Consider the following 24,623-nt stretch of genomic DNA (forward strand, 5'->3'; position numbering starts at 1 on the left):
TCCTCCCTTTATCTTGTGCGATATGAGATATATCTCATATCGCTGATTATTTTTTATATTTATATTATTAATTATTTTTAAATTATTTTCCTTCAGCTATTTTCTTAGCAACTGAAGCTGGAACTTGCTCATAGTGATCGAATATCATTGTATAAGTTGCACGACCTTGAGTTGAAGATCTTAGGTCTGTTGAGTATCCAAACATTTCTGAAAGTGGAACGAATGCATTTATAACTTGTGCACCACTTCTAGCTTCCATACCTTGGATTAATCCTCTTCTTGAGTTTAAGTCACCCATAACATCTCCCATGTAATCTTCTGGAGTAACAACTTCTACTTTGAAGTAAGGCTCTAAAAGAACTGCATTACCTTTCTTCATAGCATCTTTGAATGCCATTGAACCAGCCATTTTAAACGCCATCTCAGAAGAGTCAACCTCATGGTAAGAACCATCATATAACTCAACAGCAACGTCTACAACTGGATAACCAGCAACTATACCAGATTGCATAGCTCCTTGTATACCCATGTCAACTGGACCAACATATTCTTTTGGTACAGATCCACCAACAGTTTTGTTTGTGAACTTGTATCCTTCACCTGGCTCTTGAGGAGCAACTCTAATCTTAACGTGACCGTATTGTCCTCTACCACCTGATTGCTTAGAGTACTTGTATTCAACATCAACTGGTTGAGTTATAGTTTCTCTATATGCAACTTGTGGTGCACCAACTTTAGCTTCTACTTTAAATTCTCTTAATAATCTATCTACTATTATCTCTAAGTGTAACTCACCCATACCAGATATTATAGTTTGTCCTGTTTCTTGGTCAGTCTTAACTGTGAAAGTTGGGTCTTCTTCAGCTAATTTTTGAAGAGCTATACCCATTTTTTCTTGAGCTGCTTTAGAGCTTGGCTCTATAGCAACAGATATAACTGGCTCAGGGAACTCCATAGATTCAAGTATTATTGGATTAGCAGGGTCACATAATGTGTCTCCAGTAGTAGTATCTTTTAATCCTACTGCTGCTGCTATATCTCCAGCATAAACTTTAGTTATTTCTTCTCTTGTATTGGCATGCATTTGTAATATACGACCAATTCTTTCTCTCTTATTCTTAGTTGCATTTAAAACATAAGAACCAGATTCTAATGTTCCAGAGTAAACTCTGAAGAACGCTAGTTTTCCAACGAATGGGTCAGTCATTATTTTGAATGCTAGTGCAGAAAATGGCTCTTCATCAGAAGAATGTCTTTCAGCTTCTTCTCCATCTTCTAATATACCTTTTATAGCTGCTATATCTGTTGGTGCTGGTAAGTAATCTAAAACTGCATCTATTACTAACTGAACACCTTTATTTCTATAAGCTGTACCACAGAAAACTGGGTTCATTTCACAAGCTATAGTAGCTTTTCTTATAGCAACTTTTAATTCTTCTATAGTAGGCTCTTCACCTTCAAGATATTTCATCATTAGTTCTTCATCAGTTTCAGCTACTGATTCAACTAATTTTTCTCTCCACTCAGTGGCTAATTCTTTCATGTCTTCTGGTATATCTGTTTCTTCCATTTCAACCCCTAGGTCGTCTTTGTATATAACAGCATCCATTTTTAATAAGTCTATTATACCTATGAATGAATCTTCTTTACCTATTGGTAATTGCATAGGAACTGCATTAGAATTTAATCTAGATTTCATCATGCTTACAACATTGTAGAAATCTGCACCTAATATATCCATTTTATTTACAAAAGCTATTCTAGGTACTCCATAAGTTTCAGCTTGTCTCCATACATTTTCTGATTGAGGCTCAACTCCACCTTTTGCACAGAATACAGCAACTGAACCGTCAAGAACTCTTAGAGATCTTTCAACTTCAACTGTGAAGTCCACGTGTCCAGGAGTATCTATTATATTTATTCTATGGTCTTTCCATGAAGCAGTAGTAGCGGCAGAAGTTATTGTTATACCTCTTTCCTTTTCTTGCTCCATCCAGTCCATTTGAGAAGCTCCTTCATGAGTTTCTCCTATTTTATGAGTTTGCCCAGTATAAAACAGAATTCTTTCTGTAGTAGTAGTTTTTCCTGCATCTATATGAGCCATGATTCCTATATTCCTAGTTCTTTCCAAAGGAAACTTTCTAGCCATGGTTATCCTCCTTATGATATCCTCAATTTTATAAGATATCTATATATCCTACCATCTGTAATGAGCAAATGCTTTATTAGCCTCTGCCATTTTATGAGTATCTTCTTTTTTCTTAACTGAAGCTCCAGTGTTGTTAGCTGCATCCATTATTTCTTTAGCAAGCTTATCAACCATTCCTTTTTCTCCACGAGCTCTAGTGTATTTTACTAGCCATCTTAAACCTAATGTTTGTCTTCTTTCAGGTCTAACTTCGATTGGTACTTGGTAGTTTGCTCCACCAACTCTTCTTGCTTTTACTTCTAAAACAGGCATTATATTGTCCATTGCTTTATTAAATACTTCTAAAGCTTCTTCTCCTGTCTTTTCAGCAATAACTGCGAAAGCATCATAAACTATACTTTGAGACTTTCCTTTTTTTCCGTCTACCATTAGATTATTTATTAATTTAGTAACTACCTTACTCCCATACATAGGATCTGGTAAAACTTCTCTTTTTGGAACATTACCTTTTCTTGGCATTTCGCTTCCCTCCTTAATTATTTAACTTAAATCATAGGTACTCGACATAATTCACTTAATGCCGTGATGCCATAAATATATATATTTAAAGCACCGAACTATAATCAATCATTAATTGTTTTTACTTTTTAGCTTCTTTAGGTCTCTTCGCACCGTACTTAGATCTTGATTGTCTTCTCTTATCAACACCTGCTGTATCTAAAGTACCTCTTAGTATATGGTATCTAACCCCTGGAAGGTCTTTTACTCTTCCTCCTCTTATAAGAACAACACTATGCTCTTGTAAGTTGTGTCCTTCTCCTGGTATATAAGCAGAAACTTCTATACCATTAGTTAATCTAACTCTGGCAACTTTTCTTAAAGCTGAGTTAGGTTTCTTAGGAGTAACTGTTTTTACTGAAGTACAAACCCCTCTTTTTTGTGGGGCACTAGCGTCAGTTACTTTCTTGTTTAAAGAGTTGTAACCTTTTTGTAATGCTGGAGCAGTAGATTTCTTCTCTACCGCTTTTCTACTTTTACGAACTAATTGGTTAATTGTTGGCATCATCTGCACCTCCTTCCAAATTTTCGATCTTATCAGTGACCGCCAACTACATCAATATGAATATTCATACTGACTGATTGTAACATATGTTACTTACAATTTAATGTCTATAACACATAAATATGTGATATTAGCATTTTTCTAGCTTGATGCTTTTTAGTTTTTATTTATTGCCATCTAAAAGTCACTAAGAGCTTATTCAAGCCCTTAGTGCACTTTTAAACAACACACTTTACTATTTTAACACCACAAATAATGGTTGTCAAGATTTCTTTACTCTATCTGCCATTAATCTTCAATTTTTTCAACAGCTATATTTCTATATTTCTTCATTCCTGTTCCAGCTGGTATTAATTTACCTAATATAACATTTTCTTTAAGTCCTATTAAGTGGTCTTCTTTACCTTTTATTGCTGCCTCTGTTAATACTCTTGTTGTCTCCTGGAATGAAGCTGCTGATAAGAATGAATCAGTTGCAAGAGACGCTTTAGTTATACCAAGTAAAACTCTTTTAGCAACTGCTGGTCTTAGACCTTTAGCTACAGCATCTTTATTACATTCATTGAATGTTAATACATCTTCATATCCACCTGGTAATAAATCTGTATCTCCTGGGTCTTCAACTTTAACTTTAGATAGCATTTGTCTTACTATAACTTCTATATGCTTATCGTTAACGTCAACCCCTTGAAGTCTATACACTCTTTGAACTTCTTTAACTATATATTCTTGAACTCCCTTAACACCATTTACTCTTACTATATCATGAGGATTTATAAACCCTTGTGTTAATGGGTCTCCAGCTTCTAACATTTGACCTTGTTTAACCTTTAATCTAGAACCATATGGTATCACATATGTTTGAGTTTCGCCTTCTGCTGGTATTACATTTACTTCTTTTCTCTTTCCAGTTTCGTCTATTTCAACTCTACCAGATACTTCAGTTATTACGGCTAATCCTTTTGGTTTTCTAGCCTCAAATAATTCTTCAACCCTTGGAAGACCTTGAGTTATATCAGCTCCTGCAACTCCTCCAGTATGGAATGTACGCATTGTAAGCTGAGTACCCGGCTCACCGATAGATTGAGCTGCTATTATACCAACTGCTTCACCTATATTAACTTCTTTTCCTGTAGCTAAGTTTCTACCATAGCACTTAGAACAAACTCCATGATTAGTTTTACAGTTAAGAACTGTTCTTATCCTAATTTTTTCAATTCCTAAATCTACTATAGTTTCTGCTTCATCTTCTTGTATCATAGCATCAGCTTCAACTATAACTTCGCCAGTTTCAGGATTTAATATAGGGTCTATAGTATATCTTCCTACAATTCTATCGTATATCTCTTCTATAACTTCATTTCCTTCTTTTATAGCATAAATTTCTGTAGTATCCTCTGTTCCACAATCTATTTCTCTTACGATAACATCTTGACTTACATCAACAAGTCTTCTTGTTAAGTATCCAGATTCAGCTGTACGTATAGCGGTATCAGCAAGACCTTTTCTGGCACCATGTGAAGATGTAAAGTATTCTAGTACTGATAGACCTTCACGGAAATTAGATTTAACTGGTATCTCAACTGTTTTACCAGACGCATTGGCCATAAGACCACGCATTCCTGCCAGCTGTCTAATTTGGTTTTTAGAACCTCTGGCTCCTGAATGTGCCATTATATATATATTATTTAATCTGTCTAGTCCACCCATAAGAGCATCAGTAACTTTATCAGTTGTTTCTGTCCATGTCTCTATGACTTTCTCATATCTCTCTTCATCAGATATTAGACCTCTTCTGTACGCTTTTTCATATTTATCAACTTTTGCTTCTGCTTCAGATATAAATACTTTCTTTTCTTCTGGTACACTCATATCATCAACAGCAACTGTTATTCCACCTAGTGTAGAATATTTAAACCCTAGAGCTTTTATATAATCTAGTAATTCAGCTGTTTCTGTATTTCCATGTTTTCTAAAGCATTTATCTATTATTTTACCAAGAGATTTTTTATCTGCTAAGAAATCAACTTCAAGTGCAAATGGGTTTTCTTTTCTATCTACAAAACCTAAATCTTGAGGTATATTTTCATTAAATATAAATCTACCAACAGTACTTTCAACTAATGAGCTGCTTCCATCTTCAAGTGTTACCTTTAATTTTACTAAAGCATGTAGATGAACTGATTTATTATAATAAGCAAGTAATAGCTCATTAAAGTCTTTAAATACCATTCCTGTTCCTTTAGCTCCATCTTGTGCTTCTATTGTTAGATAATAGCAACCTAAAACCATATCCTGAGATGGAGTAGTTATAGGTGAACCATCTTTAGGAGCAAGGATATTATTTACAGAAAGCATTAAGAATCTTGCTTCTGCTTGTGCTTCTACTGATAAAGGTACATGGACTGCCATTTGGTCACCATCGAAGTCTGCATTATAAGCTGTACATACAAGAGGATGTAGTTTTATAGCCTTACCTTCAACTAAGATTGGTTCAAATGCTTGTATACCTAATCTATGTAGAGTCGGTGCACGGTTAAGAAGAACTGGATGACTTTTTATAACATCTTCTAAAACATCCCAAACTTCTGGCTTAACTTTTTCTACTATAGATTTCGCACTCTTTATATTATGTGCATAACCTTCTTTAACTAATTTATCCATAACAAACGGCTTGAATAATTCCAACGCCATTTTCTTTGGAAGTCCACATTGATAGAATTTAAGTTCTGGTCCAACAACTATAACAGAACGTCCTGAGTAGTCAACACGCTTACCAAGTAAGTTTTGACGGAAACGACCTTGCTTACCTTTTAGCATATCTGATAAAGATTTAAGTGGTCTATTTCCAGGACCTGTTACAGGTCTACCTCTTCTACCATTATCTATTAATGCATCAACTGCTTCTTGAAGCATTCTTTTTTCATTTCTTACAATTATATCTGGAGCTCCAAGCTCTAATAGTCTTTTAAGTCTATTATTTCTATTTATAACTCTTCTATATAAATCATTTAGGTCTGAAGTCGCAAATCTTCCACCATCAAGTTGTACCATTGGTCTTAAATCTGGTGGGATTACTGGTATTGCATCTAAAATCATCCATTCTGGTTTATTTCCAGACTTTTTAAATGCCTCTACAACTTCTAATCTTCTGATTGTTCTAACTTTCTTTTGTCCTGTACTATCTTTTAATTCCGCTCTTAAGTCTTTACTTTGTTGCTCCAAATTTATATTTTGTAGTAATATCTTTACAGCTTCAGCACCCATTCCTACAGTAAAAGTATATCCATACTTTTCAAGAGCAGTTCTGTACTCTTTTTCTGTAAGTAACTGTTTTTCATTCAATCCAGTTTCTCCAGGGTCAACTACTACATATGAAGCAAAGTATAATATTTTTTCTAATGATCTTGGTGACATATCAAGTAAAAGTCCCATTCTACTTGGTATACCTTTGAAGTACCAGATGTGAGACATAGGAGCTGCTAGCTCTATATGTCCCATTCTCTCTCTTCTTACCTTTGATTTAGTTACTTCTACTCCACATCTATCACAAACTACACCTTTATATCTAACTCTTCTATATTTACCACAATGGCACTCCCAGTCTTTTTGTGGTCCAAATATTCTTTCACAGAAAAGACCATCTTTCTCTGGCTTTAAAGTACGGTAATTTATAGTTTCTGGCTTTTTAACTTCTCCTCTAGACCATTGTCTTATTTTTTCTGGAGAAGCCAATGCTATTTTTATCGACTCGAAATTGTTTAATTCAAACAAGGAGTTCTCTCCCTTCTATTTGAGATTTACATTAATTAAATTTACATATCAAAGTCATCACTTTCAAAATCTATTTCTTCTTCAAATAAATCATCTTCAGTGAATTCTTCTAAATTCTCTATATCCTCATCTTCTGCGTTTTCAGCAAAATCATCTTCAATTTCTTCTATTATGTTACTTTCTTCAACTTCTCCCATATGATTTACAACGTCTAGTTCAAATTCACCTATTGTATCATCTTCATCTACAGATTCTCTCACTTCTATTTCTTGGTCTTCATCTGTCAACACTTTTACATCTAAGCATAAACTTTGAAGTTCCTTTATAAGAACCTTAAATGATTCTGGGATTCCTGGTTCAGGTATGTTTTCACCTTTAACTATAGCTTCATAAGTTCTAACACGTCCTACAACATCATCAGACTTAACAGTAAGTATTTCTTGAAGTATGTGAGCAGCTCCATATGCTTCTAGAGCCCAAACCTCCATCTCTCCAAATCTTTGTCCACCAAATTGTGCTTTACCACCTAGTGGCTGTTGAGTAACTAATGAGTATGGTCCAGTACTTCTTGCATGTAGCTTTTCATCTACTAAGTGATGTAGTTTTAAGTAATACATATATCCAACAGTTATTCTGTTGTCAAAAGTCTCACCTGTTCTACCATCGTATAAAGTTAATTTACCATCTCTAGGATAACCAGCATCTTCAAGTGCATCCATTATATCGTACTCATTAGCACCATCGAATACTGATGTTGCTACATACCATCCTAATGTCTTAGCAGCTAGTCCTAAATGTACTTCTAGAACCTGACCGATGTTCATACGTGATGGTATACCTTGTGGGTTAAGTATTATATCTAGAGGAGTTCCATTTTCCATAAATGGCATATCTTCTTCTGGTAATATTCTTGAGATAACCCCCTTATTACCATGACGACCAGCCATTTTATCTCCAACTTTTATCTTTCTCTTTTTAGCTATATAACATCTTACTAATTCATTTACTCCTGGAGATAAATCATCTCCATTTTCTCTAGTAAATACTTTTACATCAACTATTATACCAGATTCACCATGAGGTACTTTAAGTGAAGTATCTCTAACTTCTCTAGCTTTTTCTCCAAATATTGCACGAAGTAATCTTTCCTCAGCAGTAAGTTCAGTTTCTCCTTTTGGAGTTACCTTACCAACTAGTATATCACCTGAATCTACCTCTGCACCTATTCTTATTATACCTCTATCATCTAAGTTTTTGATTGCACTATCTCCAACATTAGGTATATCTCTAGTTATTTCCTCTGGTCCTAGTTTTGTATCTCTAGCTTCACATTCATATTCTTCTATATGAATTGTTGATAATCTATCTTCTTTAACTAATCTTTCATTTATTAATATGGCATCCTCGTAGTTATAACCTTCCCAAGTCATGAATGCTATAAGACAGTTTCTTCCAAGTGCAACTTCACCTAAATCAGTTGCTGGACCATCTGCTATAACATCGCCTCTCTCTATCTTTTCACCTTTACTTATTATAGGTGTTTGATTTATACAAGTACCTGAGTTTGAACGTTTAAACTTAAGTAGATTATATCTATCTCTGTTTCCATCTTCTCTTTTTATAATTATTTCATCTGCTGTTACTCTTTCTGCTATACCAGAATTTCTAGCAACAACAACTGCTCCAGAGTCTTTTGCAGCTCTATATTCTATACCAGTTCCTATAATTGGCGCTTCTCTTCTAACTAGAGGCACTGCCTGACGCTGCATGTTCGCTCCCATAAGGGCACGGTTGGCATCATCATTTTCTAGGAAAGGTATCATAGCAGTTGCAACAGATACAACTTGCTTAGGAGATATATCCATGTAATCTACTCTGCTTTCAGGAACCATTTCAACAGCACCATTTACAGTTCTACAAACAACTCTATGGTTTACGAACTTTCCATCATCTGTTAATGGCTCATTTGCCTGAGCTCTTACAAATAAGTCTTCCTCATCAGCAGTTAAATAATGTATTTCATCAGTAACTGTTGCTGTTTCTTTGTCAAATTTTCTATATGGTGATTCTATAAATCCAAATTCATTTATCTTTGCATAAGTTCCTAGAGAGTTTATAAGACCGATATTTGGTCCCTCTGGAGTCTCTATTGGACACATTCTACCATAGTGCGAATGGTGAACGTCACGCACTTCGAATCCAGCTCTTTCTCTTGAAAGACCTCCAGGTCCAAGAGCTGATAATCTTCTCTTATGTGTTAACTCAGATAGTGGATTTGTTTGGTCCATGAACTGAGATAACTGAGAACTACCAAAGAATTCTTTTATTGCAGCAGAAACTGGTCTTATGTTAACTAACGCTTGAGGCGTTATAGCTTCCATATCTTGAACTGTCATTCTTTCTTTTATAACTCTTTCCATTCTTGAAAGACCAATTCTAACTTGATTTTGTAATAATTCACCTACAGATCTTATTCTTCTGTTTCCTAGGTGGTCTATATCATCAATATTTCCTATATTATAGAATATATTGAACTCATAACTTATTGAAGCTATTATGTCATCTAATAATATATGTTTTGGTATAAGTTCTTTAATTCTTGATTTTATAGCTTCTTTTATTTCTTCTTCATCGCTATATCCATCTAAAATTTCTTTTAAAGTCGGATAATGTACTTTTTCTTTTATGTTTAAATCATCTATGTCAAAATTAATGTGAGACTTAATATCTACGAAATTATTTCCTATAACTCTAACTTTCTTATCATCATCCATTAGTAGATTTACTACATTTATACCTGCATTTTGTATATCTTTAGCTAACTCATAACTTATTTTTTCTCCAGCTTTTACAAATACTTCCCCAGTTTCTGGATTTATTATGTCTTGTGCTGAAATTTTATTCATTATTCTATAACATAAAGCAAGTTTCTTATTAAATTTATATCTACCAACTTTTGCTAAGTCATATCTTTTTGGATCAAAGAATAAAGCATTTAATAAAGATGATGCACTTTCTACAGTAGGAGGTTCACCTGGTCTTAATTTTTTGTATATCTCTACAAGACCTTCCTCTACTGATTTAGTATTATCCTTTTCTAATGTAGCAGATAATCTTTCGTCTTCTCCTAAAAGGTCAATTATCTCTGCATCTGTTCCTATCCCTAAAGCTCTAAGTAAAACTGTAACTGGTTGTTTTCTTGTTCTATCAACTCTTACAGAAATTACATCATTAGAATCTGTCTCATATTCTAACCATGCTCCTCTATTAGGAATTACAGTAGATGAAATCAATCTCTTACCTGTTTTATCTCTTTCTTCCGCATAGTAAACACCAGGAGATCTAACTAATTGACTTACTATAACTCTTTCTGCTCCATTTATAACGAAAGTTCCTCTTTCTGTCATTAAAGGGAAGTCACCCATAAATACTTCTTGTTCTTTTATCTCGCCTGTTTCTTTATTTATAAGTCTTACCTTAACTTTTAGAGGTGCACAATATGTAGCATCTCTCTCTTTACACTCTTCTATATCGTACTTTGGTTTATCGTCTAAAGAATAGTCAACAAATTCCAATATAAGATTACCAGTATAATCTTCTATTGGTGAAATATCATCAAACACTTCTTTTAAACCTTCTTTTAAAAACCACTCATAGGAATCTACTTGAATTTCTATAAGATTTGGCACATCAGCTATTTCCTTAATTTTAGAAAAGCTCATTCTAGTTCTTTTACCTATCGTGACAGGATGTGGCATTCACTTTTCACCTCTCAATAATTAAAAATAAAACAATAGTTCATTCTAACGCATCTAATAATTTTAGCATATTGTCAAGTATTTTTCAATATATTTTTTATCTTATATGTAAACTATGCATTATTTTTGATTTTTTATAAATTATTTTTAGCATATATTATGTATTATGTACAATTTCTTAATATAAAATCCATATTTTTCATTTATAGGTCTAATTTTCTATATAAACTTATATACAAATACCCTTCCCCTATTTAATTATAATTCCATAATGAAATAGTTGTAAATAATTAGATTTATACAAATATATACAATTTATTAAATATACAAAATAAAGACCATAGATAAATTTAACTTGGAATTTTTAGTCTTAAACTTTTTCCAATGTAAATTATATCTATGGTCTTTATAAAAATAGAATTTCTAACATAACTAATATATAAATTTTCTTTATATATTAGTGTATTGATTATCCTAATATGTTATCTGCAAATTGTGGAGTAGGTAAACCAAATCCTCCTGCAACTTCAAGTAAATCCCCTGTTATGAATGATGAGTCATCACTAGCATAGAATAGAACGGCTTTTGCTATATCATCTGGTTCCCCTATACGATTTAAAGGAACATGCTTTAAAAACTCTTTTATGAACTCTGGAGACATATTATCTAATGCTGCCTTAGTTGCAATAAGTCCTGGAAGTACGGCATTACATCTAACATGATTTTTTGCATATTGTGTTGCTATGTTTTGAGTTAATGAATTGATTGCTGCTTTTGATACACAGTAAGCTATTCTAGATAAATCAGGTAATACTGAACCTATACTTGATATATTTACTATACTGCCTTTTCCATTCTTTATCATATGAGGAATTGCTGCTTTACATGGTAAATACACACTTTTTAAATTAGTATTTACTGTGTCAAAGAAATTATCTGTATCCCCAGTTACAAGGTCTTTGTCAAGAGAAGGGTTTGTTGAACCAAAATTGTTTACAAGTATATCTATCTTACCTTCTTTTTTAACTACGTCTTCTATCATTGAAGTAAAAGTTTCTTCTTCACGAGCATTAAAGTAAACAAACTTAGCACAACCACCTTCTGCACTTATTTTATTTATAACTTCATTAGCTAATTCTTCTGAACGAGCTGCTAAATATACAATTGCTCCATTCTTTGCTAATATCTCTGCTGAAGCTAATCCAATACCTTTTGTTGCAGCAGTAACTACTGCAATTTTTCCTTGTAATTTTTCCATTATTAATTCCTCCTTAAATACATCCTTCAAAGTCTACAAATTTCGATTTTTTTAATACTTAGTTCATTTTAAAATTTATATTTGTTAATTAATTATTTATTACATTTTATTTCCAAATTATTCATGTATTTTTTTAAAATAATATGTAATTTTTTACAGTTCCATTTAATTATATACCCTATATATATACATTACAATAATTGTTTATATATTAATTTAATAATAGTATTAAATTAATATATCATTACATACTATATGATACCCTTAATTTAATACTATTATATATATTTTTTGCATTTTATAAAAATATTTTCTTTATAATTCTAGATAAATTCTATGATTTTTTGCAAATAAAAAAGATACCCATAGGGTATCTTTTTAAAGAAACTACTTAACTTCTACTTTAGCTCCAGCAGCTTCTAATTTTTCTTTTATTTGGTCAGCTTCTTCTTTAGAAGCTCCTTCTTTAACTGTCTTAGGAGCGTTATCAACTACTTCTTTAGCTTCTTTTAATCCTAATCCTGTTATTTCTCTAACTGCTTTTATAACTCCAACTTTTGAAGAACCAACTTCAGCTAATACTACATCAAATTCAGTTTTTTCTTCAGCAGCTGGTCCACCAGCAGCTGCACCAGCTACCATTACTGGAGCTGAAGCTGATACACCGAATTTTTCTTCAGCAGCTTTAACTAATTCATTTAATTCTAAAACTTTCATATTTTCTATAGCTTCTAATATTTGTTCTATTGTCATTTTTAGCACCTCCGAATTTTATTTCAAATTAATATTTATAATTTTTTAATTAAGCTATTAAGCTTCTTCTTGACCTTCTGCCTTTTTCGCTATTGCATCTATTAAATATGCAAAGTTTGATACTGGAGCTTTTAAGCTACCAAGTAATTTAGCGATAAGAACTTCTCTTGATGGTATGTTAGCCATTTCAACAATTTTAGACTCATCGTAGAATGCACCTTCCACAATACCCATCTTTAATTTCATCTTTGGATGAGAATCCATGAATCCTTTTAATATTCTTGCTGGAGCAACTGGATCATCATATCCAAATGCTATAGCATTAGTTCCAACTAATAATTCATCATTGAATTGCTCTATACCAACTTCTTTAGCTGCTCTTCTAACTAAAGTATTTTTATATACTTTGTAATCTACACCAGCTTCTCTCATTTGTTTTCTTAACTCAGTTACCTCTTCAACTGTTAATCCTTTGTAATCTACAACAACAGCAGCAGAAGATTTTTGTAACTTTTCAACTATCTCAGAAACAACTTCTGATTTAATTTCTATAGCTTTTCTCATATAGATGTGCACCTCCTTCACCAAATAGGCTTAGTATTTACCGCAACATTATAAAAAGCTTTTGTTGCCAAAAGTAGACATCAAAAGCTTTAGTAATCTCAATTTATCTAAAACCTCGGCGGGATATTAAGCTCTCGCACCCACTATCTACGGCAAATCTATTCTTTTTTACATTGACAAGTGATATAATAACATTTTTGTCAACCTGTGTCAACAGTTTTATTATTCAGCTGTTCTTGCTGGGTTTATTTTAACTCCAGGTCCCATTGAAGAAGCTACTGTTACACTTCTTAAATATTGTCCTTTAGCAGCAGCTGGTTTAGCTTTTATTATAGCATCCATTAATGCAGCAAAGTTTTCAGCTAATTTTTCTCCACCAAATGATACTTTTCCTACTGGAACGTGTATTATGTTAGTTTTGTCTAATCTGTATTCAACTTTACCAGCTTTTATTTCATCTATAGCTTTAGCTACATCAAATGTAACTGTTCCTGATTTAGGGTTTGGCATTAAACCTTTAGGTCCTAATACTCTACCTAATCTACCTACTACACCCATCATATCTGGAGTAGCAACTACTATATCAAATTCAAACCAGTTTTCACCTTGTATTTTTTGAACTAATTCTTCAGCTCCTACAAAGTCAGCACCAGCTTGTTCAGCTTCTTTAGCTTTCTCACCTTTAGCAAAAACTAAAACTCTTTTAGTTTTACCAGTTCCGTGAGGTAATACAACTGCACCTCTTACTTGTTGGTCAGCATGTCTTGAGTCAACACCTAATTTAATGTGTGCTTCTACTGTCTCATCAAATTTAGCTCCAGCTATATCTGAAACTAATGTTAATGCTTCTGATGCATCATAAAATTTAGTTCTATCTACTTTTTCTAATGCACCTGCATATCTTTTACCTTTTTTAGCCATTTTATTTTCCTCCTCGTGGTTAATTTCGGCTTTTCGCCTCCCACTTTATAAAAAAAGTGTATCTTTTAATTAGTCTTCTACTACAACACCCATGCTTCTAGCAGTACCCGCTATCATACTCATAGCCGCTTCTACTGATGCAGCATTTAAGTCAGGCATTTTTAACTCAGCTATTTCTCTTACTTGAGCTGAAGTTATTTTAGCAACTTTCTTTTTGTTTGGTTCTCCAGAACCTGATTTTAAGTTTAATGCTTTTTTAATTAAAACTGCAGCTGGTGGAGTTTTTGTTATAAAACTGAATGATCTATCTTGATATACAGTTATAACAACTGGTATTATCATTCCAGCTTGATCTGCAGTTTTAGCATTAAATTCTTTTGTGAATCCCATTATATTAACACCATGTTGTCCTAATGCTGGTCCAACTGGTGGCGCTGGAGTAGCCTTTCCTGCAGGTATTTGTAATTTTATTTGACCTATAACTTTTTTAGCCATTTTGAGCGCACCTCCTCAGATTTTTCTATAATAATAGTATTAGATTTTTTCTATACCTTCAAGCTCTATTACAAATAGAGTCCTTTTACCAAATGCATTTATGCATACTTTGACTTCTCTATTTTCTAAGTCAATTTCTTCTATGTTACCTATTTGTCCACTAAATGGTCCTTGAGATACTTTTACTGTGTCTCCTATTTCAAAATCAATATCACTACTTACTACTTTAGGGTCTGTTGTATCTATCCCCATAGCTTTGACTTCATCTTCACTTAATGGCACTGGTTTTGAACCAGGTCCAACGAAACCTGTAACTCCCTTAGTATTTCTTACTACATACCAAGATTCATCAGTTATTATCATTTTAACCAAGACATAACTTGGATAAACTTTACGTTGTCTAGTTTTTTCTTTTCCAGTTTTAGTAGTTTCCACTACCTCTTCTGTTGGAACAACTACTTGTCTTATGCAGTCTTCCATACCTCTTGTTTTAACTGCTTTCTCAATTGTAGCTTTAACTTTATTTTCATGTCCCGAATAGGTATGAACTACATACCAACTTGCTTCTTGTAATTCTGACATTTAACTTACCTCTTTTCGTCTATTTTAGTAATAACGCTAGTGCACCAGATAATATAGTGTCTATACCCCATACTAATATAGTGCATGAAATAACTACAGTTAAAACTATACTTGTGTTTTTAAACAGTTCCTTTTTTGTCGGCCATGTAACTCTTTTTAATTCTTGCTTAGTTTCTTTTAGATATCCAAATAAACTAAACCTTTTTTTAGTTTTTGCACCGTCATTTTTTTGGGCAGCCATTCCATACTCACATCCTTATAAAAAACTATTTTGTTTCTTTATGAGTTGTATGCTTTTTACAGAATCTACAATATTTTTGTAATTCTATTCTGTCTGGATTATTTTTCTTATTCTTAGTAGTGTTGTAGTTTCTTTGCTTACACTCTGTACATGCTAAAGTTACTTTAACTCTCATCTGATACACCTCCAACTTTGTAATACAATAATATATATTGTTAATATATGTGAATATAATACCTTTAAAATATGTATTTATTAAAAATCTACAGTATTCAAGATATTATTAACTTCCTATAATCATTACCTTGTATAAGTTATCACAAAATCCTATGCTGTGTCAATGTTTTTGTATTTCTATGTTAAAAAAAGAGGAGCATAACCCCTCTTTTTATTATTCTTTTTAATCCATCAGTTTAATAAAAGATTACTCTACTATAGTAGCAACAACTCCTGAAGCTACTGTTCTTCCACCTTCTCTTATTGAGAATCTTAATCCCTCTTCTACAACTATTGAGTTTATTAAGTCTACTTCCATTGTTACGTTATCTCCAGGCATTACCATTTCTATTCCATCTGGTAACTTACAAGCTCCTGTTACGTCTGTTGTTCTGAAATAGAATTGTGGTCTATATCCATCAAAGAATGGTGTATGTCTTCCACCCTCTTCTTTTTTAAGTACATATACTTCTGCTGTAAACTTTGTGTGTGCCTTTACTGATCCAGTTTTTGCTAGTACTTGTCCTCTTTCTATCTCACTTCTTTGTACTCCTCTTAATAATGCTCCTATATTATCCCCTGCTTGTGCTTGGTCTAATAATTTTCTGAACATCTCTACTCCTGTTACTACTACTTTTCTTGGTGCTTCTGTTAATCCTACTAATTCTACTTCGTCTTGTACTTTTAGTACTCCTCTTTCTACTCTTCCTGTTGCAACTGTTCCTCTTCCTGTGATTGAGAATACGTCCTCTACTGGCATTAAGAATGGTTTATCTGTATCTCTCTCTGGAGCTGGTATATACTCATCTATTTGCTCGAATAATTCTACTATCTTATTTCCCCACTCGCTCTTTGGATCTTCTAATGCCATTAATGCTGACCCTCTTATTATTGGAGTATCATCTCCTGGGAAATCATATTCTGTTAATAAATCTCTTACTTCCATTTCTACTAGTTCTAATAACTCTTCGTCATCTACCATGTCACATTTGTTTAAGAATACTACTATATATGGTACACCAACTTGTCTTGATAATAGTATATGCTCTCTTGTTTGTGGCATTGGTCCATCTGTTGCTGAACAAACTAATATTGCTCCGTCCATTTGTGCTGCTCCTGTTATCATGTTCTTAACGTAGTCAGCATGTCCTGGGCAGTCAACGTGTGCGTAGTGTCTGTTTGGAGTTTCATACTCAACGTGTGCTGTTGATATTGTGATTCCTCTTTCTCTTTCTTCTGGAGCTTTATCTATGTTTGCGAAATCTACTGCTTCTCCTAATTGATATCTGTCATATAATGTTTTTGTTATTGCTGCTGTTAATGTAGTTTTACCGTGGTCAACGTGTCCTATTGTACCTATATTAACATGAGGTTTTGTTCTTTCGTATTTAGCTTTAGCCATTTTGAATTTCCTCCCTTATCTTTCGATATAAATTAATTTTGCTCACAATAAGCTTATGGTAAGTATTTTACTATTAATCATTTCTGTTTTCAAGATGTTTTTCTAATTTTCTCTTAACCCTTTGTAAAGCGTTATCTATTGACTTTACATCTCTTTTAAGCTTGTCCGCTATAAACTGGTATGACTTCCCATTTAAATATAATTCTAGGACTTCTAATTCCAAGTCACTTAATAATTCGTTCATCTTTGATTCTATATTTTTTAACTCTTCTTTACTAATTATAAGTTCTTCTGGATCTGTTACTATACTTGTAGCTATAATATCTAAAAGTGTTCTGTCTGACTCTTCATCATATATTGGTTTGTTCAAAGAAACATATGAATTTAAAGGTATATGTTTTTGTCTTGTTGCAGTTTTTATAGCAGTTATTATTTGTCTTGTTATACATATCTCTGCAAAACATTTAAACGAATTTGTCTTACTTCCATCAAAATCTCTAACTGCCTTATAAAGGCCTATCATTCCTTCTTGTATTATGTCTTCTTTATCTGCTCCAATTAAAAAATAGGATTTTGCCTTTGCCTTTACAAAATTTCTGTATTTGGTAATAATGTACTCTAGTGCTATTTTATCCCCTTCACTTGCTCTTAATACAATGTTATACTCATCCTGCTGACAATTGTCTATTAACTCATAACTTTTTTCTTTTGCTACCAACATGTAAATCTCCCCCATATATAAAACAAATTTATAGGTATATTATAGTCTAAAGAAGCTAGTAATTTCAACGCTTTCTACGAATGTTCTCAAGTTTCGACAATGTTTCTTTATCTAACCTTTCCTCCAACCAATTTCGCTGAATTTTTTTCCTCAAACCGATATTTTTTTCCTTCATTTTATTCTTGGAACGATCTAACTCTAACTTTAATTCTCTTGCAGACATTCTTGTAGCACCTTTTCCTAAAATCATTTGTTGCTCTGCATAGTCATTAGTAGCTACTTTTACATCATCATACTTTGATAAAGAAGTTATAAATTTCTCTATATAACTATCTGCTGTTTGGTGCTCTCTCGTATAAACTATCGTTATGTGTTTTCTTTTCTCAACTTTTTCTCGTGAATTCTTAACATTATAAGCATCAAAAACTATTATAGTCTTATAACCCATAAACTCAGAAAATTCTATAATATCATCAATAAGCTTTTCTCTAGAATCTTCTAAATCATCTTTAGCCAGTTCTTTCAAATTATCCCACGCATTTATAATATTGTAGCCATCTATTATTAAGTAATGATTTATATTTTTTTTCATGGTTATTTACTTTTATCCAGTCTTTGTCTGAATATCTCATATAAAAGTATTCCACCCGCCACGGATGCATTTAAAGATGTAACATTACCTATCATTGGCATTTTTACTATAAAGTCACAGTTTTGTTTAACCAATCTAGATATCCCAAAACCTTCGCTTCCAATTACCACACCAAGAGGACCTGTAAGATTTTGTTTATAAAAAGTTTCTCCATCCATATCAGCAGCTGCAATCCACAGCCCTTCATCTTTTAATCTTTTTATTGTATTAACTATATTGGTTACCTTACAAACTGGCATATACTCTACTGCTCCTGCAGACGCTTTAGCAACTACAGGTGTTATGTGTACAGACCTTCTTTTAGGAATAATAACTCCATGTGCTCCTACTGCATCTGCTGTCCTTATTATTGAACCTAGATTATGTGGATCTGTTATCTCATCTAATATAATGAAAAATGGGTCTTCATCTTTGTTTTTTGTTAAATCTATTAGCTCATCCAATTCGTAATACTTATATTCACTTGCATAAGCTATTACGCCTTGATGTGAATGGCTTGTACTTACCTCATCTAATTTATGTTTATCAACATATTGTATAATTATGTTCTTCTCTTTAGCCATTCCTATTATTTTTTTAATTGAACCTTCTTTAGCTGAATTTGAAATTAATATTTTATCTATTTCTCTATCACTTTTTATAGCTTCTATTACTGGATTTCTTCCTTCTATACTTGCCAAATGATTCACCTCCTACAAGGCCTTAAATTTTTCTCTAACTTGAACTATATCTCCACAAGTCATAGTTCCTTCTGGACAACTACCATTTACACAACTTGGTCCAGTCTTTTTAAATAGTATTGGAGCAACCTTTTTAACTTCTCTTAACATTTCTACAGCTAGATTTCTTATTTCCCACTGTGCTCTTTCACAACATCTATGTTCAAAGAAATTAAATAAACTTCTAGCATTTATAGTAAATACCATTTTTGTTTCGCATGCATTTGGAAATACATATCTAGCATCTTCTATTGCTTTCTTTTCAGCTTGTCTTTTTGCTGTTTTCTCATTTTTACCATCTTTTATTAATTCATTATAATGATTTTCAAATAATATCTCTACTAAGTTATCATAAGCCTCTTGGTCTTTTTTCATTGACTTTATAAATAACTCTTTTGCTTTTTCTATTTTTTCTATTTCTGGAGGAATTATGTACTCAAATTGCTCTAATTTAACATATCTTTGACTCTGTTGTGAAAAACTAGCTATACGATGTCTAACAATTTGATGTGAGCAAGCTCTTGATATCCCTTCTATTGAAAATGTAAATGAAGCATGTTCTAATATTGACCCATGACCTATACTTAATAACATATTTAAAAACTTCTCTATACTTTCATCTGTTAAGTCTTTTTCTATTTCGTCTGTCCCAACTGGTGAATAACATAGCTTAGCTGCCATAGCTATTACTTTTTCTGGTTCAGGTGTATGTGATATTAATTTTACTTTCATAAATTTTTATCCTTTCTCATGACTAATTTCTATATATTTATTATACATTAGTTATAAAAAAAGTGTTGCCTTATTGATTATTATTAAGACAACACTCTTTAATATTTACATATCTCTTTCAATAATTTTGATTCCTTTATTGATAATATATTGAAGTCTCTCTATTTCATTATTTAAATACAAATATCCAACCAAGGCCTCAAATCCAGTTGCATGTTTATAGTCTATAATATCTGCATTTTTAGGAGAAGTATTTGATTTTTGATTTCTTCCCCTCTTGTATATTTTGCTCTCTTCCTCAGTTAATTCAGTTTCAATTTCATGAATTATAGTTGCCTGAGCTTTAGCTTTTACATACTTTATAGCTAATTTATGCAAATCATTAACTTTTCTTTGTGTATTCTGTCTAATTAAATGTTCTCTTATATATGTCTCATACACTGTATCACCTAAGTATGCTAAAACTAGTGGTGACATAGTAACTAATTCAGTTTTTTCCATTTTTTATACCCTTTTCCACTTAACACCTTGTCTTGTGTCTTCTAATACAATTCCCATATCTAATAATTGTTGTCTTATATCATCTGCTAATTGGAACTCTTTATTTTTCTTTGCATCCGTTCTTTTTTGTATTAGTTCTTCAATGTCTTTATCTAGTACAGTATCTTTCTTCTTATTTACAATATTTAATACCTTTGTAAGCTCATTAAATTCATCTAAGCACTTTTTAGCAAATTCTAGAGAAGAGTTTTCATCTACATTAGAATTTATTAACTTAGCTAACTCAAATATTACACTCACTGCATCTGCTGTATTGACATCATCGTCCATAGCATCGATAAATTTTTGTCTGAAGTTATCTAATTCTTTAACAAGTTCTACTTCTTTTTCTGTTAAAGTAGACTCTTTTAGATTACTTAATGTAAATTCTAATTTCTCTTTAGTATTATATAGTCTTTCAAGACCAGCTTTAGCTTGATTTAACATCTCATCACTAAAGTTCACTGGATTTCTGTAATGTGCTGATAACATGAAAAATCTTACTATCTCTAAATCATATAATTTTGATATATCTCTTACTGTAAAGAAATTACCTTTAGATTTACTCATTTTTTCATCATTTATATTTATATATCCATTATGCATCCAATATTTTGAGAATGTTTTTCCACTTCTAGCTTCACTTTGAGCTATCTCGTTTTCATGGTGTGGGAATGTTAAATCTTGACCACCTGCATGTATATCAATTGTCTCACCCAAGTATCTCTTAGACATAACAGAACATTCTATATGCCATCCAGGTCTACCTTCTCCCCAAGGACTATCCCATCCTGGTTCACCTTCTTTTTTAGCTTTCCAAAGAACAAAGTCCATAGGATGTCTTTTTTGGTCATTAACTTCAATTCTAGCTCCAGCTTCTAAGTCTTCTTGCTTTTGACCTGAAAGTTTCCCATATCCTTCAAACTTGTTTGTATCAAAATACACATCACCATTTACTGCATAAGCATATCCCTTATCTTCTAATTCTTTTATAAAATCTATAATTTGTTGTATATTATCTGTAACTTGAGGATGAACAGTAGCTCTTTTAATTCCTAGTCCATCACAATCTACAAAATATTCTTTTATATACTTAGTAGCAACTTCTTCTGGAGATATTCCTTCTTCATGGCTTCTATTTATAATTTTGTCATCAACATCTGTAAAGTTTTGTACATAAGTTACATCATATCCTCTATACTCTAGATACCTTCTTAGAGTATCAAATATTATAAATGGTCTTGCATTACCTATATGTATATAGTTATAGACTGTTGGACCACACACATACATTTTTACCTTTCCTTCTTCTAATGGAACAAATTCTTCTTTTGTTCTAGTCAATGTATTATAAACTTTCACACTCATCACCTCACCATATTTTTATAAATTATTTTCTTAACATTATATATTATATTATAGTTGAAAATTGCAATAAATAATAGTACTACTATCATTTTTAGTACTATCCTTATAAACTACATAATAACAATACCCCTGTTATTATCTATTGCTCTTCTAAAAATATCTTTTTTTGAGAAGAACATTTTTCAAAAGTTTCTTCTGTAATCATTTTTTCATCTTTTAATTTTTCTAAAATTGTAACATATTCTAAGCATAGCTCCTTTAATTCCTTTTTAACATCATCCATATTACTATACATAGTAATTACCCCCTTAATAATTAAATCAAACTAAAATAATAGATTTCCTTCTTCTATGCTTAATATTTTTATTAGTTTATTATTAATATTTTATTTATATTTTTGCTTTGCTTTTTATATATTAAATTTATTGCCCTAAATACCTTCATTTTCTTAACTAGATATTTTCACCAAATACTAACACAAAAAAAGTCCGCTTCTAAATTAGCGGACTTTTATGACTATAATATATTATTTTTTACATAAGCTATTCTATTTAAGCAAGTTTCTTTTCCTAAAACCTCCATTACTTTTGGTAAATCTGGTCCATGCATTTGCCCTGTCAAAATTATTCTTGAGCCCATAAATAAATTTTTTCCTTTTATTTTATACTCTTTTTGAATTTCTTTAAGCATCGCTTGAACAAATTCATCATTTAATAAGTCTGCTTTTTCTATTTTTTCTTGTAGAGCATCTATTAAAGTAGGTATGTGTTCTAGCTTTAAGAATTCACTTCCTTCTTCAGTCTCTACTTCTATTTTATCTCCAAAGAATATACTTGCATGATCAGTAACTTCTTTTACATATTGTAATTTCTCTTTAAGTACTGATATCATACTCTTTAAAAACTCATACTTACTAGTAGCTTCTTCTTCTGTTATAAATCCATCTTCTATCAAGAATGGTATTGCTAAATCTGTTAAGTAAGTATCATCACCATCTTTTATATAGTGTTGATTAACCCAATTTAGCTTTTCAGTATCAAATACTCCACCACTTTTAGATACTCTTTCTACAGAAAATGCTTTTTCCAATTCTTCCATTGTAAACAATTCTTGATTATCTTCTGGAGACCATCCAACTAATGCTACATAGTTTACTAAACCTTCTGGTAAATATCCTTTTTTCTTAAAGTCTTCAACTGCCACATCACCTTGTCTCTTACTTAATTTTTTCTTTTCTTTATTAAGTATATTTGGTAAATGTACAAATACAGGTGCTTCCCATCCAAAAGCTTCATATAAATAGACATGTTTTGGAGTAGATGATACCCACTCTTCACCTCTTATTACATGTGTGATTTTCATTAAATAATCATCTACAACTACAGCAAAGTGATAAGTTGGGAATCCATCTGTTTTCATTAGTACCTGGTCATCTAAATCATTGGTATTAAATTCCATATCTCCTCTAACTAAATCTGTAAACTTAATTGTATGATTCTCTGGTAATCTTAATCTTATAACGTATGGTATTCCTGCTTTTATATTTGCTTCTACTTCTTCTTTAGAAAGATTCTTACAATGACCATCATATTTAGCTGTTTCTCCTGCTGCCCTTTGAGCATCTCTTACTTCATCTAGTCTTTCCTTTGTACAGAAACAATAATAAGCCTTTCCACTATCTAAAAGTTGTTTTATATATTCTTGGTATATATCTAATCTCTGAGATTGAATATATGGACCATATTCTCCTTTTTGTACTACTTTTCCAGTATCATCTAATATAACACCTTCATCATGATTGACACCAGCCCATTTCATAGCATTAAGCATATTCTCTATAGCACCTTCTACTAATCTACTTTGGTCCGTGTCCTCTACTCTTAATATATATTCTCCGCCCATTTTTTTTGCAAATAAATAGTTATATAAAGCAGTTCTTAAACTACCTATATGTACAAATCCTGTTGGACTTGGTGCAAATCTTACTCTTACATTCATTTTTACTTCCTCCTGATATTTTATTCAATATAACTATAATATTAAACTAGTACATTGTTTTGCAAGTTTATTTTTACTGAACCTCTCATGACTAAAGTCACAGGGTTCCTGTTTCATAGAATTTTGCATACTAAAATATGTCTTATAAACTCTCCACAGGCTATCCCTGTAGTTCCTACGGTTCTTACATAAGTTATTTATTTTAAACTCTTATTAGTCTTAATCCTTCTTATAGTATATTTATACTCGCATTTATATCTCTATCGTGAGTTACATTACAACAAGGACAAATCCATTCTCTTATATTTAAATTCTTAACTTCCTCGTTTTTGTACCCACATTTATTGCATATTTGTGAACTTGCAAAGAATTTACCTACCTTTACAATTTGTCTACCATACCAATTAGCCTTGTATTCTAATTGATTTATTATATACAAATCTACAACATCCAAAAGTTTTGTTAATTAGCTCTTGCTGTTTTTTATTTGGATATATTCTAAACTTATATGCTTTTTCCTCTACTATCACCTCACTTTACTTGGTTTTCTAATTTTTCCACCCATCCTAATATTAACAAGGTAAATTTTTTTAAACAAGTATTTTAAAGGTTTTTATATCTATTTTTAAATAACATATGTAAGAACCGTAAGTCCTAACTTTTATCAAATCTAATAATAATATCCTTATTTATTTAAAAATACACATGTTTATTATA

Annotated in this window: 22 protein-coding genes, 2 pseudogenes and 1 other annotated feature; all 24 genes and pseudogenes read right to left on the reverse strand. The window is 31.9% G+C overall.

Features of this window, described 5'->3' with window-relative positions:
- Positions 1–82 precede the first annotated feature (82 nt).
- Entirely contained in the window at positions 83–2,149 is a 2,067-nt protein-coding gene (gene fusA / locus Q3223_RS17690; protein ID WP_021382502.1) for an elongation factor G, read from the reverse strand.
- A 48-nt stretch (positions 2,150–2,197) separates the two neighbouring features.
- Positions 2,198–2,668 carry a 30S ribosomal protein S7 gene (gene rpsG, locus Q3223_RS17695; protein WP_021382504.1) on the reverse strand — a complete coding sequence of 157 codons (471 nt, stop codon included), beginning with the start codon at positions 2,666–2,668 and terminating at the stop codon, positions 2,198–2,200.
- A 121-nt stretch (positions 2,669–2,789) separates the two neighbouring features.
- Positions 2,790–3,212 (reverse strand): 30S ribosomal protein S12, encoded by a 423-nt coding sequence (rpsL, locus tag Q3223_RS17700; RefSeq protein WP_021382501.1) that lies wholly within the window; start codon positions 3,210–3,212, stop codon positions 2,790–2,792.
- Positions 3,213–3,500: 288 nt separating this feature from the next.
- Complete coding sequence (rpoC, locus tag Q3223_RS17705; protein ID WP_054268678.1) at positions 3,501–6,986, reverse strand: DNA-directed RNA polymerase subunit beta'; 3,486 nt, start codon at positions 6,984–6,986, stop codon at positions 3,501–3,503.
- A gap of 41 nt (positions 6,987–7,027) precedes the next feature.
- Complete coding sequence (gene rpoB, locus Q3223_RS17710) at positions 7,028–10,744, reverse strand: DNA-directed RNA polymerase subunit beta (protein WP_054268677.1); 3,717 nt, start codon at positions 10,742–10,744, stop codon at positions 7,028–7,030.
- Between the two features lie 469 nt (positions 10,745–11,213).
- Positions 11,214–12,002 (reverse strand): SDR family NAD(P)-dependent oxidoreductase, encoded by a 789-nt coding sequence (locus Q3223_RS17715; RefSeq protein WP_054268676.1) that lies wholly within the window; start codon positions 12,000–12,002, stop codon positions 11,214–11,216.
- A 387-nt stretch (positions 12,003–12,389) separates the two neighbouring features.
- A complete protein-coding gene (gene rplL / locus Q3223_RS17720; RefSeq protein ID WP_021382505.1) occupies positions 12,390–12,755 on the reverse strand; it encodes a 50S ribosomal protein L7/L12 in 366 nt (121 codons plus the stop codon).
- Between the two features lie 57 nt (positions 12,756–12,812).
- Positions 12,813–13,319 (reverse strand): 50S ribosomal protein L10, encoded by a 507-nt coding sequence (gene rplJ, locus Q3223_RS17725; RefSeq protein ID WP_003421187.1) that lies wholly within the window; start codon positions 13,317–13,319, stop codon positions 12,813–12,815.
- Positions 13,320–13,361: 42 nt separating this feature from the next.
- Positions 13,362–13,490: a sequence feature (ribosomal protein L10 leader region), on the reverse strand.
- A 51-nt stretch (positions 13,491–13,541) separates the two neighbouring features.
- On the reverse strand, positions 13,542–14,240 hold the full coding sequence (gene rplA / locus Q3223_RS17730) for a 50S ribosomal protein L1 (RefSeq protein WP_054268675.1): 699 nt from the start codon (positions 14,238–14,240) through the stop codon (positions 13,542–13,544).
- Positions 14,241–14,309: 69 nt separating this feature from the next.
- Complete coding sequence (gene rplK, locus Q3223_RS17735; RefSeq protein ID WP_054268674.1) at positions 14,310–14,735, reverse strand: 50S ribosomal protein L11; 426 nt, start codon at positions 14,733–14,735, stop codon at positions 14,310–14,312.
- Positions 14,736–14,774: 39 nt separating this feature from the next.
- The gene (gene nusG / locus Q3223_RS17740) at positions 14,775–15,317 is read right to left on the reverse strand and encodes a transcription termination/antitermination protein NusG (RefSeq protein WP_407812311.1); all 543 of its coding nucleotides are present in this window, start codon (positions 15,315–15,317) and stop codon (positions 14,775–14,777) included.
- Positions 15,318–15,336: 19 nt separating this feature from the next.
- Positions 15,337–15,558 (reverse strand): preprotein translocase subunit SecE, encoded by a 222-nt coding sequence (gene secE, locus Q3223_RS17745; RefSeq protein WP_003429494.1) that lies wholly within the window; start codon positions 15,556–15,558, stop codon positions 15,337–15,339.
- Positions 15,559–15,583: 25 nt separating this feature from the next.
- Entirely contained in the window at positions 15,584–15,733 is a 150-nt protein-coding gene (gene rpmG, locus Q3223_RS17750) for a 50S ribosomal protein L33 (protein WP_003421192.1), read from the reverse strand.
- A 249-nt stretch (positions 15,734–15,982) separates the two neighbouring features.
- Positions 15,983–17,176, reverse strand: a complete 1,194-nt coding sequence (tuf, locus tag Q3223_RS17755; RefSeq protein ID WP_074179359.1) for an elongation factor Tu — start codon at positions 17,174–17,176, stop codon at positions 15,983–15,985.
- A gap of 73 nt (positions 17,177–17,249) precedes the next feature.
- Positions 17,250–17,897, reverse strand: a complete 648-nt coding sequence (gene sigH / locus Q3223_RS17760; RefSeq protein ID WP_021382468.1) for an RNA polymerase sporulation sigma factor SigH — start codon at positions 17,895–17,897, stop codon at positions 17,250–17,252.
- Positions 17,898–17,961: 64 nt separating this feature from the next.
- Positions 17,962–18,489, reverse strand: a complete 528-nt coding sequence (locus Q3223_RS17765) for an NYN domain-containing protein (RefSeq protein WP_054268672.1) — start codon at positions 18,487–18,489, stop codon at positions 17,962–17,964.
- A gap of 2 nt (positions 18,490–18,491) precedes the next feature.
- Positions 18,492–19,229: a 23S rRNA (guanosine(2251)-2'-O)-methyltransferase RlmB gene (rlmB, locus tag Q3223_RS17770; RefSeq protein WP_054268671.1), complete on the reverse strand. Its 738-nt coding sequence runs from the start codon at positions 19,227–19,229 to the stop codon at positions 18,492–18,494.
- A 12-nt stretch (positions 19,230–19,241) separates the two neighbouring features.
- A complete protein-coding gene (gene thyX / locus Q3223_RS17775) occupies positions 19,242–20,000 on the reverse strand; it encodes an FAD-dependent thymidylate synthase (RefSeq protein WP_074179362.1) in 759 nt (252 codons plus the stop codon).
- 105 nt (positions 20,001–20,105) lie between these two features.
- Entirely contained in the window at positions 20,106–20,501 is a 396-nt protein-coding gene (locus Q3223_RS17780; RefSeq protein WP_054268669.1) for a Mini-ribonuclease 3, read from the reverse strand.
- A 3-nt stretch (positions 20,502–20,504) separates the two neighbouring features.
- Positions 20,505–21,902: a cysteine--tRNA ligase gene (gene cysS, locus Q3223_RS17785; protein ID WP_021382482.1), complete on the reverse strand. Its 1,398-nt coding sequence runs from the start codon at positions 21,900–21,902 to the stop codon at positions 20,505–20,507.
- 145 nt (positions 21,903–22,047) lie between these two features.
- Positions 22,048–22,203 carry a hypothetical protein gene (locus tag Q3223_RS17790; protein ID WP_021382499.1) on the reverse strand — a complete coding sequence of 52 codons (156 nt, stop codon included), beginning with the start codon at positions 22,201–22,203 and terminating at the stop codon, positions 22,048–22,050.
- Between the two features lie 221 nt (positions 22,204–22,424).
- Complete coding sequence (gltX, locus tag Q3223_RS17795) at positions 22,425–23,906, reverse strand: glutamate--tRNA ligase (protein ID WP_407812319.1); 1,482 nt, start codon at positions 23,904–23,906, stop codon at positions 22,425–22,427.
- 229 nt (positions 23,907–24,135) lie between these two features.
- Positions 24,136–24,372: pseudogene (locus Q3223_RS17800) on the reverse strand (zinc ribbon domain-containing protein); the annotation flags it as partial.
- Positions 24,365–24,436, reverse strand: a pseudogene (locus Q3223_RS17805) (helix-turn-helix domain-containing protein); the annotation flags it as partial. The pseudogenes Q3223_RS17805 and Q3223_RS17800, both read right to left, overlap by 8 nt.
- Positions 24,437–24,623 lie beyond the last annotated feature (187 nt).

It is taken from the genome of Clostridioides sp. GD02367 (genome assembly GCF_045900275.1).
Taxonomy (GTDB): domain Bacteria; phylum Bacillota; class Clostridia; order Peptostreptococcales; family Peptostreptococcaceae; genus Clostridioides; species Clostridioides difficile_A.